This window comes from Pseudomonas sp. SL4(2022) (assembly GCF_026625725.1).
Lineage (GTDB): Bacteria > Pseudomonadota > Gammaproteobacteria > Pseudomonadales > Pseudomonadaceae > Aquipseudomonas.
The window spans coordinates 2,158,542-2,171,406 of record NZ_CP113060.1 but is presented as its reverse complement, the minus strand read 5'-3'; the positions used below and the strand labels follow the sequence as shown (position 1 = coordinate 2,171,406).

The following is a 12,865-nucleotide window of genomic DNA, read 5'->3' as shown; positions in this document are numbered from 1 at the left end:
CATGTGCATCACGCGGTTATGCAAAGGCCAGCGGCAGGCGCGTGAATTGCCGCTGGTGTGGACCCGGTGGCGGAACCACCTGAGTGTTGTCGGTCTAGAAGTTTTCCGGAGTTTTGGCTTTTTCCCGCGCGGCTTCGCGCGTGACGATACCTTTGGACACTAGGGTTTTCAGGCAGGAATCGAGCGTCTGCATACCCAGAGAACCACCGGTCTGGATCGCCGAGTACATCTGCGCCACCTTGTCCTCGCGGATCAGGTTACGGATGGCCGGGGTGCCGATCATGATTTCATGGGCCGCCACGCGACCACCGCCGATTTTCTTCAGCAGGGTTTGCGAGATCACCGACTGCAATGACTCAGACAGCATGGAACGCACCATGGACTTCTCTTCAGCCGGGAAAACGTCAACCACACGGTCGATGGTTTTGGCCGCCGAGGTGGTGTGCAGGGTGCCAAACACCAGGTGACCGGTTTCTGCGGCAGTCAGCGCCAGGCGGATGGTTTCCAGGTCACGCATCTCGCCGACCAGGATAATGTCCGGGTCTTCCCGCAGCGCCGAGCGCAGGGCTTCGGAGAAGCCCAGGGTGTCACGGTGCACTTCGCGCTGGTTGACCAGGCACTTCTTCGACTCGTGCACGAACTCGATTGGGTCTTCGACGGTGAGAATGTGGTGGTACTTGTTGCTGTTGATGTAGTCGAGCATCGCCGCCAAGGTGGTCGACTTGCCCGAACCGGTTGGCCCGGTGACCAGCACCAGGCCGCGCGGCACATCGGAAATCTTGCGGAAGATCTCGCCCATGCCGAGGTCTTCCATGCTCAGCACTTTCGAGGGAATGGTCCGAAATACCGCGCCAGAACCGCGGTTCTGGTTGAAGGCGTTAACCCGGAAACGCGCAACACCCGGCACTTCAAAGGAGAAATCGGTTTCGAGGAACTCCTCAAAATCCTTGCGCTGCTTATCGTTCATGATGTCGTAGATCAGTGCGTGGACCTGTTTGTGGTCCAGCGCAGGCAGATTGATCCGGCGAACATCACCGTCAACCCGAATCATCGGAGGCAGGCCAGCGGAGAGATGCAGGTCCGATGCACCTTGCTTGGCACTGAAGGCCAGCAATTCAGTGATATCCATGGGACTCCCTAATGACAGACAAGCAGGTAGAATGCCGCGAAACCCAGGCGGCGGGCGCAAGTAATGTCCACGATAGCAGAGAATATTGCAAAGGTCGGAGCGCGTATCCGTGAGGCGGCGCAAGCCTCGCAGCGCGATTATGCGGCTGTCGGCCTGCTCGCGGTAAGCAAAACCAAACCTGCTGCGGCGATCCGTGAAGCCTTTGCTGCCGGCGTGCCGGACTTCGGCGAGAATTACCTGCAGGAAGCCTTGGAAAAGCAGACCGAACTGAGCGATCTGCCGCTGACCTGGCACTTTATCGGCCCGATTCAATCGAACAAAACCAAGCCGATCGCCGAGCACTTCGCCTGGGTGCATTCGGTGGATCGCCTGAAAATCGCCCAACGCCTGTCTGATCAGCGTCCGATAGGCATGCCGCCCTTGAATATCTGCCTGCAGGTGAATGTCAGCGGTGAGGCCAGCAAATCGGGCTGTCACCCGGACGAGTTAACGGCGCTGGCACACGCGGTTACACAACTGCCCAACCTGCGGCTGCGTGGATTGATGACAATCCCCGAGCCCACCGATGACCCCAGCGAGCAACGTGCCGCCTTCGCCCGCTTGCGCGAACTGCAACACGACCTGAACCTGGGCCTCGACAGCCTGTCCATGGGCATGAGCCATGATCTGGAAGCGGCGATCGCCGAAGGCGCAACCTGGGTGCGCATCGGTACCGCCTTGTTCGGCGCGCGCGACTAAAGCAGCCACTGATTGAGTTTGCCTTCAGCCTTATTAAGGAAGCCCGTTATGACCACTCCCCGCATTGCCTTTATCGGTGCCGGCAATATGGCTGCCAGCCTGATCGGCGGCCTGCGTGCCCAGGGCATCGGCGCCGACGCCATTCGCGCCAGCGACCGCGGTGCCGAACAACGCAGCAAGATCAGCGCTGAGTTCGGCATTACCACGTTCGAGGCCAACGCCGAAGCCATCCAGGGCGCAGACGTAATCGTGCTGTCGGTCAAGCCGCAGGTGATGAAGGAGGTCTGCCTGGACCTCGCCGCGCACATCGGCGCACAGCAGTTGGTGGTGTCGATTGCGGCCGGAATCAGCTGCGCCAGCCTGGAAAACTGGCTCGGCCCGCGCGCGATTGTACGCTGCATGCCCAACACGCCGGCGTTGCTGCGCCAGGGCGTCAGCGGCCTGTATGCCAATGCGCAGGTTTCACCGGCCCAGCGCCAGCAGGCCGAACAGCTGCTCAGCGCCGTTGGCCTGGCGCTGTGGCTGGATCAGGAAGCGCAGATCGATGCCGTCACCGCCGTATCCGGCAGTGGTCCGGCGTATTTCTTCCTGCTGATCGAAGCCATGACCGCCGCAGGCGAGAAACTCGGCCTGCCGCGCGAGACCGCCGCCCAGCTGACATTGCACACTGCACTCGGCGCGGCCCGGATGGCCGTGGCCAGCGATGTCGAGGCCAGTGAACTGCGCCGCCGGGTCACCTCACCGGCCGGCACCACCGAAGCCGCAATCAAGACCTTCCAGGCCAATGGCTTCGAAGCCCTGGTCGAGAAAGCCCTGAACGCCGCCGCCCACCGCTCTGCCGAGCTGGCCGAACAACTGGGTCAATAAAGGAGCCACCATGATCGGACTCGACAACGCCGCTGTTTATATCCTGCAGACCATTGGCAGCCTGTACCTGCTGATTGTGTTGCTGCGCTTTATCCTGCAACTGGTGCGGGCAGACTTCTACAACCCGCTTAGCCAGTTCATCGTACGCGCCACCCACCCGCTGCTGAAACCGCTGCGCAAGGTGATTCCGAGCGTCGCCGGGCTTGATCTGGCCTCGCTGGTGCTGGCCATCCTGGTGCAGTTGGTGCTGATGGCATTAACCCTGATGCTGCTCGGTTATGGCGTGGATAACCCGCTGCAGCTGCTGGTGTGGTCGATTGTTGGCGTCACCGCGCTGTTCCTCAAGGTGTTCTTCTTCGCTCTGATCATCAGCGTGATCCTCTCCTGGGTCGCCCAGGGCAGCCATAACCCCACGGCCATGCTGATCAATCAGATCTGCGAACCGTTGCTGTCGCCGATCCGCCGTTTGCTGCCGAGCATGGGCGGGCTGGACCTGTCGCCGATCGTCGCATTCCTGATTCTCAACCTGATCGACATGCTGGTGATCCGCAACCTGGCGATCATGACCGGGATGTACAAAGGCCTCAGCCTGGCGATCTGAGCCAAGCACCGATGAGCCATTTTCGCTGGGACGGCGCCGACCTGATCCTCGACTGCCACCTGCAGCCCAAGGCGAGCAAGGATGAGTTCGCCGGGCTGCACGGTGATCGGCTGAAAATCCGCCTCACCGCGCCCCCCCGTAGACGGCAAAGCCAATGCGCTGCTGCTGGCCTTCCTGGCCTGCGCATTGGCCGTCAGCAAAAGCCAGGTCAGCCTGGAAAGCGGCCAGCAAAGCCGGCAAAAACGCGTGCGCATCAAACAGCCGCAACGACTTCCGCCGGAGCTGGAACTGACCACTCAGTCACCCTGACTGACCATAAGGCGGGCGTGCGACGACATGCAATTGACGCCATAGCTGTGGCCCGCATAATGCCAATCGAGTCAATCCACGAACGTCGTGGATCTGGCTTAATTTCACAGGCTTTAAAGCGTCATCTGCCGCGTCGACTCGCTAAGCGGCAACATGCAATGTGTGCCCGACTTGACCTGGGTGCCGTATAGCCCCAGTCGCCCCACAATGGATGCGCCAACCGGAGGAAAGCCAGGATGAGCATGGAACGTCTCAGTCAGCAGGTGGATGCGTACGTCGCCTGGAAGCGCGAGCTGATGCGTGAGATCACACGCTATCGCAGTTGGCTCATGACCAACCGGCTGAACTCCGAGGCCGTGGAGGCCAAGCTTGAGCGCGCACTGAAGCTGCTGCGTACCGACCACATTACCCTGGCCTTTGTCGGCGAGTTCTCGCGTGGCAAGACCGAGCTGATCAACAGCCTGTTCTTCTCGTCCTACGGCCAGCGTATGCTGCCGTCCCAGGCGGGGCGCACCACCATGTGCCCCACCGAGCTGTTCTTCGACCCCCGTTCGGAACGCTCCTATATCCGCCTGCTGCCCATTGAAACCCGTGTCGCCGAAGCCAGCGTGGCGCAGTTCAAGCGCATTCCCCGACATTGGGTGAATATCCCGCTGGACCTCAGTGACCCGGACAACATGGTGCAGGCCTTCAATCAGGTCGCCCGAACCAAGCCCATGCCCGTGGAGCAGGCGATCGCCCTGGGCTTTCACCCAGACATGCTGGAAAGCACCAGCAAACCCGGCGAAGTGCTGGTGCCGGCCTGGCGTCACGCCATGGTCAACTTCGACCACCCGCTGCTGCGTCAGGGCTTACGCATTCTTGATACGCCTGGTTTGAATGCCCTCGGCAGCGAGCCGGAGCTGACCCTGTCGATGCTGCCCAGCGCCCAGGCGATCATCTTCCTGCTGTCCGCCGACACCGGCGTGACCGCCAGCGACATGACCGTGTGGCAGCAGCATATCCGCCAGCTTGACGAAGACACCCAGACCAGCCTGTTCGCCGTGCTGAACAAGATCGACGTGCTCTGGGATGACCTGGCCGGCGAAGCCTTTGTGCAAAACGCCATCCGCCAGATCCAGACCAGCACCGCGCGCCAGCTCGGCATCCGCGTCGAGGACGTACTGCCGCTGTCGGCTAAGCAGGCGATGCTGGCCAAGGTGCGCAAGGACACCGAGCTGTTGGCCCGCAGCCAGATGAGCAACCTGGAAAACCTGCTCTGCGAGCGCATCATTGCGCAGAAAGAACGCCTGCTCGAGGACCGCGTGGTCAATCAGGTGCTGAAGCTGCTGCAGAACAGCCAGCACGTACTCAACCTGCGCCTGGAAAAGGTCAACGAACAACAGGCTCTGCTGAGCAATCACCAGCACGACAATGGCCAGATGCTGTTCGAGTTGACCGCCAAGACCAAGGAAGACCACAGCCAGCACCACAAACGCCTGCTGGGCCTGAAAACCAACCAGCGCCTGCTTAAGCGTCAGGGCGATCTGCTGCGCCACGCCTCACGCAGCGAACGCCTGGACGAACACCTGAACAAGGTGCGCAAGAACCTCACCGGCAGCTGGACCACCTTGGGTATCAACCAGGCCATCCTGCATTTCTTTCGCAGCATAGAGCAGGACCTGCACAACCTGGCGCAGGAAGCCGAGATGGCCAACAAGATGATCGCGGCCATCTACCGTCGGCACAACGAAGAGAACCCGCTGCACGGCGTCGACGCACCGCAGTTCAACGTCAACCGCTACCTGCGTGAACTCAAGCAGCAGCAGACCAAGGCCGACCAGTTCCGCCTGCAGCTGAAAACCCTGCTGACTGAACAGCGCAGCCTGACCAAACGCTTCTTCGCCACCCTGGTACAGGAAGTGATCGGCCTGCATCAGCGCATGCGCCAGGAAGCCGAGCAGTGGGCCAACGATGCGCTGATGCCGCTGATGCAGCACACCCTGGAGCACAAGCAACTGCTGGAGACCCACATGCTGCGGCTCAAGGCCCTGGCCCAGGAGACTCAGCAGGCGCGCCAGCGCGGCCAGCAACTGGCACGCTACAGCGGCGAACTGGAACAGCAACTGGCGCAAGCCAACGACATGCTGCGCACCCTGCGCCGACCTGCACCTGTGCAGCGCCAAGGCAAGGTAGTCAATCTGCCAGGGGCCGCACGCCCACACAGCATCGGCGAATAGCCCCTTCTTATCAGCACTACACAGCCGCCCCATGCGCTTGCCGCCTGGGGCGGCGCTCTTTAGACTGCGGCTCTTCCTTTTTTGCGAGCAGGGTCGATGCCGACTGCCTTTCCCCAAGACTCTGTTGGCCTGGTAACCCCGCAGGTGCTGCAGTTCGCAGAACCTCTGGCGCTGGCCTGTGGGCGCAGCCTGGCCGACTACCAACTGATCGTCGAAACCTATGGCGAACTGAATGCCACGGCGAGCAACGCCGTGCTGATCTGCCACGCCCTTTCCGGCCACCACCACGCCGCCGGGTACCACAGTGCCGACGACCGTAAACCGGGCTGGTGGGACAGCTGCATCGGCCCCGGCAAGCCTATCGACACCAACACGTTCTTTGTCGTCAGCCTGAACAACCTCGGCGGCTGCAACGGCTCCACCGGCCCCAGCAGCATCAACCCGGCGACCGGCAAACCCTTTGGCGCGGACTTCCCGGTGATGACCGTGGAGGACTGGGTGCACAGCCAGGCGCGGCTGGCCGACAACCTCGGCATCCGCCAGTGGGCAGCCGTGATCGGCGGCAGCCTCGGCGGCATGCAGGCGATGCAATGGACCATCAGCTACCCCGAGCGCGTGCGCCACTGCCTGGCGATTGCCTCGGCACCCAAGCTGTCGGCGCAGAACATCGCCTTCAACGAAGTGGCGCGCCAGGCGATCCTCACTGACCCGCAGTTCCACGGCGGACACTTTCAGGAACAGGGCGTGATCCCCAAACGCGGCCTGATGCTGGCGCGCATGGTCGGCCACATCACCTACCTGTCGGACGACGCCATGGGCGAGAAATTCGGCCGTGGTTTGAAGAGTGAAAAACTCAACTACGACTTTCACAGCGTCGAGTTTCAGGTGGAAAGCTACCTGCGCTACCAGGGCGAGGAGTTCTCCGGGCGCTTTGACGCCAACACCTACCTGCTGATGACCAAAGCGCTGGACTACTTCGATCCGGCGGCCAATCACGATGGCGACCTGGCCAAGACCTTGGCCCACGTCAGCGCTGATTTCTGCGTGATGTCCTTCACCACCGACTGGCGCTTCTCGCCGGCACGCTCGCGGGAAATCGTCGATGCCCTGACTGCCGCGAGGAAGAACGTCTGCTACCTGGAAATCGACGCCCCCCAGGGCCACGACGCCTTCCTGATGCCGATCCCGCGCTACCTGCAGGCGTTCGACAGCTATATGAAACGGATTAAGGTGTAGCCATGCGCGCGGACCTCGACATCATCCAAGAGTGGATTCCCGCGGGTAGCCGTGTGCTCGACCTGGGTTGCGGCAATGGCGAGTTGCTCGCCTGGCTGGCCGAACACAAGCAGGTCAGCGGCTACGGCCTGGAAATCGATGCGGACAACATCGCCCAATGCGTGAGCAAGGGTGTCAACGTGATCGAGCAGAACCTCGACAAGGGGCTGGGCAACTTCGCCAGTAACAGCTTCGATGTGGTGGTCATGACCCAGTCACTGCAAGCCCTGCACTACCCGGACAAGGTGCTGGCGGAAATGCTGCGGGTCGGCAAGACCTGCATCATCACCTTCCCCAACTTCGGCCACTGGCACTGCCGCTGGTACCTCACCACCAAGGGCCGCATGCCGGTGTCGGATTTTCTCCCATACACCTGGTTCAACACGCCGAACATCCACTTCTGCACCTTCGAAGACTTCGAAAAGCTGTGTCACGATCAAGGTGCGAAAGTGATGGATCGCCTGGCCGTGGACCGCGACCACCGGCACGGCTGGGCCAGCCGGATTTGGCCTAACCTGTTAGGTGAAATCGGCATTTACCGGATCAGCGGGCCGACCGCCCAGGATGTTCAAATCGCCAATTGAGCGGCCTTATCCCAGGCTGCTGTCCATCTGGAGAACCCTTATGCGTCGCATCGCACTACTGTTGATCGCCCTGTGCCTGAGCCTGCCAGCGCTGGCTGAACGCAAGCAGACGTTCGGCGACCTCGACGTGCACTACATCGCCTTCAATTCCAGCTTTCTACAGCCAGATATCGCCGCCGCCAACGGCCTGGTGCGCAGCAAGACCCAGGGCGTGGTGAACATTTCCGTGCTCAAGGCTGGCAAGGCCAGCAACGCCAGCGTCAGTGGCGAAGTGAAGGATCTGGTCGGCCGTAGCCAGCCGCTGACCTTCAAACAGGTCAACGAAGGTGAGGCCATCTATTACCTGGCACAATTCACCTTCAGCCAGCGTGAAATGCTGCGCTTCACCATCAACGTGCGCGCGGCCGATGGCGTGGCGCACAGCTTCGACTTCAACCAGGAAGTCTTCCCAGACGAATGATGGCCCTGAATACATGATGCCTTTCAACGAGCTGGTATTGGCCAGCCACAACGCCGGCAAACTCAAAGAGCTGCAAGCCATGCTCGGCAGCAGCGTGCGCGTGCGCTCGGTCGGCGAGTTCTCCATGATTGAGCCGGAAGAAACCGGCTTGTCGTTTATCGAAAACGCCATTCTCAAGGCGCGCAACGCCGCACGCCTGTCAGGCTTGCCAGCGCTGGCCGACGATTCCGGCCTGGCAGTGGATTTTCTCGGCGGTGCGCCGGGCATCTACTCGGCGCGCTACGCCGATGGCCAAGGTGACGCGGCGAATAACGCCAAGTTGCTCGCCGCGCTAAAAGACGTGCCAGACGCCGAGCGCGGCGCGCAGTTCGTCTGCTGCCTGGCGCTGGTGCGGCATGCCGACGATCCGCTGCCGATCATCTGCGAAGGCCTCTGGCACGGACGTATCCTGCACGCCGCGCAAGGCGTGGAAGGCTTTGGTTATGACCCGCTGTTCTGGGTGCCCGAGCGCGACTGCTCCAGCGCTGAACTGCCGGCGGCCGAGAAAAACCAGATCAGCCACCGCGCACGCGCCATGGCCCTGCTTAAACAGCGGCTGGGCCTGGCATGACCACGGCGTCCGGCGGTGGCTTCGCGCTGCCGCCCCTTGCACTCTATGTGCACATTCCCTGGTGCGTGAAGAAGTGCCCGTACTGCGACTTCAACTCCCACACCGCCGGGCCCAACCTGCCGGAAGATGAGTACGTCGATGCCCTGTTGGCCGATCTGGATGCTGATCTGGCGCAGGTGCATAACCGGCCGTTGAGTTCGATTTTCTTTGGCGGCGGCACCCCCAGCCTGTTTTCGGCCAAGGCCCTCGGCCGCCTGCTCCAAGGCGTAGAGCGGCGCGTACCATTTGCCGCCGATATCGAAATCACCCTGGAAGCCAACCCCGGCACCTTCGAACAGGCCAAGTTCAAGGACTACCGCCGCCTGGGCATCAATCGCCTGTCGATTGGCGTGCAGAGTTTCCAGGCGCCCAAGCTGATCGCCCTGGGCCGAATCCACGACGGCGACGAAGCGGTGCATGCCGCCGATATGGCCCGCGCCGCCGGCTTCGACAATTTCAACCTGGACCTGATGCACGGCCTGCCGGACCAGTCCATCGAGGATGCACTCAGCGATCTGCGCACCGCCATTGCTCAAGGGCCGACGCACCTGTCCTGGTATCAGCTGACCGTGGAGCCGAACACGGTGTTCTGGAACCAGCCACCCGAAGTGCCGGAAGACGATATTCTCTGGGACATTCAGGAAGCCGGACAGGCCCTGCTGGCCGCTGAAGGTTATGCGCAGTACGAAGTGTCGGCCTACGCCCAGGCCGGTAAGGCCGCACGGCACAACCTGAACTACTGGACCTTCGGCGATTTTCTCGGCATCGGCGCCGGCGCTCACGCCAAACTCAGCCAACCGGACGGACGCATCAGCCGTAGCTGGAAAACCCGCCTGCCCAAAGACTACCTAGACCGCAGCAAACGCTTCAGCGCCGGCGAACGCGTCCTGGGTGCTGATGAGCTGCCCTTCGAATTTCTGATGAATGTGCTGCGCCTCACGGACGGCGTCGCCAGCGAACTGTTCACTCAACGCACCGGCCTGCCGCTCAGCCTGCTTGCTGCCGCGCGCGTCGAGGCGCAAAAGCGCGGCTTGCTGCACAGCGATCCGACACGCCTATGCGCCACCCGCGAAGGCCAACTGTTTCTCAACGATCTGCTGCAGTATTTTCTACCCTGACGTACACGCCGCCACGGCTAAGGAAACCGGATGGACCTGCTACTCGACCTGATCGTCACCCTGTCGCGCTGGAGCCGTGGCCACCTGTACGACATCTCCCTGGCGATCATGGCCACCCTGCTGGTGCTCTTCGGCCCCGGCATCAACACCTGGGTGCAACGCAACACCAGCAGCATGAACTTCATCCTGCGCACGCTGATCTTCGTCCTGCTCTGCGCGGTGGGCTACGGCCTGCTGATGGTCTTCGCCACGCCGTACCTGGCCAAGGGCCTGGGTTTCTTCAACAATTTCACCCTGGCCCCGGTGCTGATTCTGGTGTTCTTTATCATCGGTATTCTCGCGGATCGGAGCTAGGCTGCTGGCGAACTGATCGGGAGCCTGAGCACGGGCTCCCGCTTGCAGGCGTAACCGCCAACTAACGCCCATCACGTCCTGGCAACAAATTGCCGACCGACTGTGACGATCATCGCAGATCGCCTTCACGCCTCAACAAGCGCCGATTTTTTTCATTAGCCTTGCGCCCCCAACACTGCTCGCAGTGCTGGTTGCAGCCGTTTTATCCCATCCAAACAGCGCCTCCAGCCTTTCCTTGCCCGACCTTGCGTCGGCTGCGGCAGTGCATTACGGCCACACCTACTGATGCCCTAGCCATGATCACGCCTGCCCTGCGCCCACTTCTCCACCTGCTGCTGCACATCACGCTGCTCGGTATCGCCAGCCAGGCCAATGCGTCGCCCGAAGCGCCTGCACAAAACGAGGACACTTGGACCATCAATATGCAGAGTGCGGAGATCCGCGACTTTATTGAGCAGGTTTCCAGTATCAGCGGACAGACCTTTATCATCGATCCACGGGTGAAAGGTCAGGTCACCGTGGTGGCGCAACAGCCCATGAACCTGGCCGAGGTGTACAAGCTGTTTCTCTCGGTGATGAGTACCCATGGGTTCGCGGTGATGCCGCAAGGCAATCAGTTGAGCATCATCCCCAACAGCGAGGCCAAGACCACCGCTGGCAGCCAGGGCAATCTGGAAACCCGCGTGCTGCAGGTGCAGCACGGTGCGGCCAATGACCTGCTGCCGCTGATCCGCCCCCTGGTCGCCAACCACGGGCATTTAGCTGCGGTGCAGTCGTCCAACAGCCTGATCATCAGCGACACCCCGGCCAATATCGCCCGCATCAACGAAGTCATCCGCCAGCTGGACAGCCAGAATCAGGACGATTTCAGCGTCTATGACCTGCGCCATGCGTGGGTGCAAGAACTGGCCGCGGTGATCAACAGCTCGCTGCAAAATCCGCAGGCCAGCGGCGCCCAGGTGATCGCCGATACCCGCGCCAACCGCCTGCTGTTGCTGGGCCCGCAAGAGGCACGGGCGCGGCTGTTGAAACTGGCGCAGAGCCTCGACACGCCCAGTTCGCGCTCGGCCAATACGCGGGTTATCCGTTTGCGCCATGGCGATGCCAAGGAGATGGCGAAGACCCTCGGCGACTTCGGCGACAACCTGAGCCAAGGCCAGGGCAGTGAAAATGCGTCCCCACTGAAGTTGATGATTCGCGCAGACGAAAGCCTGAATGCCATCGTCATCATGGCCGAAGCCGATATCGTCAATATGTTCGAGGACCTGGTGCGCCAGCTGGATATACCCCGCGCCCAGGTGCTGGTGGAGGCGGCCATCGTAGAAATGTCCGGCGACATCAACGACGCCCTCGGCGTGCAGTGGGCCATCGACGGTCGGGGCAACGGTGCAGGTCTCGGCGGGGTGAATTTCAGCAACACCGGCCTGTCGGTCGGCACCTTGCTCGGTGCAATTGCCAGCGAGAAGCCCGGCGAACTGGCCAGCGCACTGCCCAACGGGGCGATTCTGGGGGTTGGCAATGACAACTTCGGCGCGCTGATCACCGCACTGTCCTCGAACGGCAAAAGCAACCTGCTCTCAACCCCAACCCTGCTGACCCTGGACAACCAGGCCGCCGAGATTCTGGTGGGGCAGAACGTGCCGTTCCAGACCGGCTCCTATACCACCGACGCCGCCGGTTCGAGTAACCCCTTCACCACCATCGAGCGCAAGGATATCGGCGTCACCCTCAAGGTCACCCCACATATCAATGAAGGCGCCACCCTGCGCTTGGTGATCGAACAGGAAATCTCCTCCATCGCCCCGAGCACCGGGCTGAATGCTCAGGCCGTGGATCTGGTGACCAACAAGCGCTCGATCAAGAGCACCGTATTGGCCGATGACGGTCAGGTGATCGTGCTCGGAGGCCTGATTCAGGACGACATCACCAGCAGTGAGAGCAAGGTGCCACTGCTCGGCGATATTCCCGGCGTGGGCCGTCTGTTCCGCTCTACCCGTGAGGCCCGACAGAAGCGCAACCTGATGGTGTTCCTGCGCCCAACCGTGGCGCGCGACGGTGTCGGCCTGGCCAACCTGAGCCTGGGCAAATACCGCGACCTGCGCCTGCTCGGCCAGGCCAACGGTTACGACCATCTGCCGCAGCAGGCCCATGCCTTGTTCGACCAGGGCATTGAGGCGCCTGCGACCGACCTGCGCCAACCAGCAAAAGCCATCCCGGCAAAACCGAGCAAAACCCTGATTGAAACTCCAAAACCTGTCGACCCCGCCACCCTGGGCGATGGCCGCGGTGGCGAAAGCAAACCCAAGGTTGCAGCGCGCCGCCACACCATCAAGCTGGTTGAAGGCAGCAGCCGCGAATTTATGCAGGCCCTGCTCGAACGCCATCCCAAACAGCCGCTGCGCCTGGCCGAACGCAATGAAGCCGGAGAAACCCGCTATGCCGTGCTTTATGGCAGTTACCCGAGCCGTGAAATGGCGCTCAAAGCCCTCGCAGCCCTGCCCGAACAACTGCCCAAACGCAGCGCCAGCGCCCAGCCCGAGTAAGCGTAACGCCGTTGCTGCA

Annotated in this window: 12 protein-coding genes and 1 pseudogene; 12 read left to right on the top strand and 1 reads right to left on the bottom strand. The window is 61.8% G+C overall.

Going from position 1 to position 12,865, the window contains the following annotated elements:
• Nucleotides 1-94: 94 nt before the first annotated feature.
• Nucleotides 95-1,129: a type IV pilus twitching motility protein PilT gene (locus OU997_RS10340; protein ID WP_267809830.1), complete on the bottom strand. Its 1,035-nt coding sequence runs from the start codon at nt 1,127-1,129 to the stop codon at nt 95-97.
• 63 nt (nt 1,130-1,192) lie between these two features.
• Here OU997_RS10340 and OU997_RS10335 point away from each other — a divergent pair, with 63 nt between their 5' ends.
• The 12 genes and pseudogenes from OU997_RS10335 to gspD all read left to right on the top strand — a co-directional run bounded on the left by OU997_RS10335 (nt 1,193) and on the right by gspD (nt 12,846).
• On the top strand, nt 1,193-1,867 hold the full coding sequence (locus tag OU997_RS10335) for a YggS family pyridoxal phosphate-dependent enzyme (RefSeq protein WP_267809829.1): 675 nt from the start codon (nt 1,193-1,195) through the stop codon (nt 1,865-1,867).
• Between the two features lie 48 nt (nt 1,868-1,915).
• Nucleotides 1,916-2,734: a pyrroline-5-carboxylate reductase gene (gene proC / locus OU997_RS10330; RefSeq protein WP_267809828.1), complete on the top strand. Its 819-nt coding sequence runs from the start codon at nt 1,916-1,918 to the stop codon at nt 2,732-2,734.
• 10 nt (nt 2,735-2,744) lie between these two features.
• Nucleotides 2,745-3,335 carry a YggT family protein gene (locus OU997_RS10325; protein WP_108487803.1) on the top strand — a complete coding sequence of 197 codons (591 nt, stop codon included), beginning with the start codon at nt 2,745-2,747 and terminating at the stop codon, nt 3,333-3,335.
• Nucleotides 3,336-3,346: 11 nt separating this feature from the next.
• A pseudogene (locus OU997_RS10320) lies at nt 3,347-3,644 on the top strand (DUF167 family protein).
• A gap of 236 nt (nt 3,645-3,880) precedes the next feature.
• On the top strand, nt 3,881-5,863 hold the full coding sequence (locus OU997_RS10315) for a dynamin-like GTPase family protein (protein WP_267809827.1): 1,983 nt from the start codon (nt 3,881-3,883) through the stop codon (nt 5,861-5,863).
• Nucleotides 5,864-5,959: 96 nt separating this feature from the next.
• A complete protein-coding gene (gene metX, locus OU997_RS10310; RefSeq protein ID WP_108487805.1) occupies nt 5,960-7,099 on the top strand; it encodes a homoserine O-succinyltransferase MetX in 1,140 nt (379 codons plus the stop codon).
• A 2-nt stretch (nt 7,100-7,101) separates the two neighbouring features.
• A complete protein-coding gene (metW, locus tag OU997_RS10305; protein ID WP_090250134.1) occupies nt 7,102-7,722 on the top strand; it encodes a methionine biosynthesis protein MetW in 621 nt (206 codons plus the stop codon).
• 40 nt (nt 7,723-7,762) lie between these two features.
• Nucleotides 7,763-8,182 (top strand): DUF4426 domain-containing protein, encoded by a 420-nt coding sequence (locus tag OU997_RS10300; protein ID WP_108487806.1) that lies wholly within the window; start codon nt 7,763-7,765, stop codon nt 8,180-8,182.
• Nucleotides 8,183-8,195: 13 nt separating this feature from the next.
• Nucleotides 8,196-8,792 carry an RdgB/HAM1 family non-canonical purine NTP pyrophosphatase gene (rdgB, locus tag OU997_RS10295; RefSeq protein WP_108487807.1) on the top strand — a complete coding sequence of 199 codons (597 nt, stop codon included), beginning with the start codon at nt 8,196-8,198 and terminating at the stop codon, nt 8,790-8,792.
• Nucleotides 8,789-9,949: a radical SAM family heme chaperone HemW gene (hemW, locus tag OU997_RS10290; RefSeq protein ID WP_267809826.1), complete on the top strand. Its 1,161-nt coding sequence runs from the start codon at nt 8,789-8,791 to the stop codon at nt 9,947-9,949. The genes rdgB and hemW overlap by 4 nt, the downstream gene beginning before the upstream one ends.
• 30 nt (nt 9,950-9,979) lie before the next feature.
• The gene (locus tag OU997_RS10285) at nt 9,980-10,303 is read left to right on the top strand and encodes a DUF3392 domain-containing protein (protein WP_108487809.1); all 324 of its coding nucleotides are present in this window, start codon (nt 9,980-9,982) and stop codon (nt 10,301-10,303) included.
• Between the two features lie 296 nt (nt 10,304-10,599).
• The gene (gene gspD, locus OU997_RS10280; protein WP_267809825.1) at nt 10,600-12,846 is read left to right on the top strand and encodes a type II secretion system secretin GspD; all 2,247 of its coding nucleotides are present in this window, start codon (nt 10,600-10,602) and stop codon (nt 12,844-12,846) included.
• Nucleotides 12,847-12,865 lie beyond the last annotated feature (19 nt).

Coding starts and splice junctions, on each gene's coding strand:
- gspD (WP_267809825.1), top strand. CDS start 10,600: ATGATCACGCCTGCCCTGCGCCCACTTCTCCACCTGCTGCTGCACATC.
- metX (WP_108487805.1), top strand. CDS start 5,960: ATGCCGACTGCCTTTCCCCAAGACTCTGTTGGCCTGGTAACCCCGCAG.
- OU997_RS10285 (WP_108487809.1), top strand. CDS start 9,980: ATGGACCTGCTACTCGACCTGATCGTCACCCTGTCGCGCTGGAGCCGT.
- hemW (WP_267809826.1), top strand. CDS start 8,789: ATGACCACGGCGTCCGGCGGTGGCTTCGCGCTGCCGCCCCTTGCACTC.
- OU997_RS10325 (WP_108487803.1), top strand. CDS start 2,745: ATGATCGGACTCGACAACGCCGCTGTTTATATCCTGCAGACCATTGGC.
- metW (WP_090250134.1), top strand. CDS start 7,102: ATGCGCGCGGACCTCGACATCATCCAAGAGTGGATTCCCGCGGGTAGC.
- rdgB (WP_108487807.1), top strand. CDS start 8,196: ATGATGCCTTTCAACGAGCTGGTATTGGCCAGCCACAACGCCGGCAAA.
- OU997_RS10315 (WP_267809827.1), top strand. CDS start 3,881: ATGAGCATGGAACGTCTCAGTCAGCAGGTGGATGCGTACGTCGCCTGG.
- OU997_RS10340 (WP_267809830.1), bottom strand. CDS start 1,129: ATGGATATCACTGAATTGCTGGCCTTCAGTGCCAAGCAAGGTGCATCG.
- proC (WP_267809828.1), top strand. CDS start 1,916: ATGACCACTCCCCGCATTGCCTTTATCGGTGCCGGCAATATGGCTGCC.
- OU997_RS10300 (WP_108487806.1), top strand. CDS start 7,763: ATGCGTCGCATCGCACTACTGTTGATCGCCCTGTGCCTGAGCCTGCCA.
- OU997_RS10335 (WP_267809829.1), top strand. CDS start 1,193: ATGTCCACGATAGCAGAGAATATTGCAAAGGTCGGAGCGCGTATCCGT.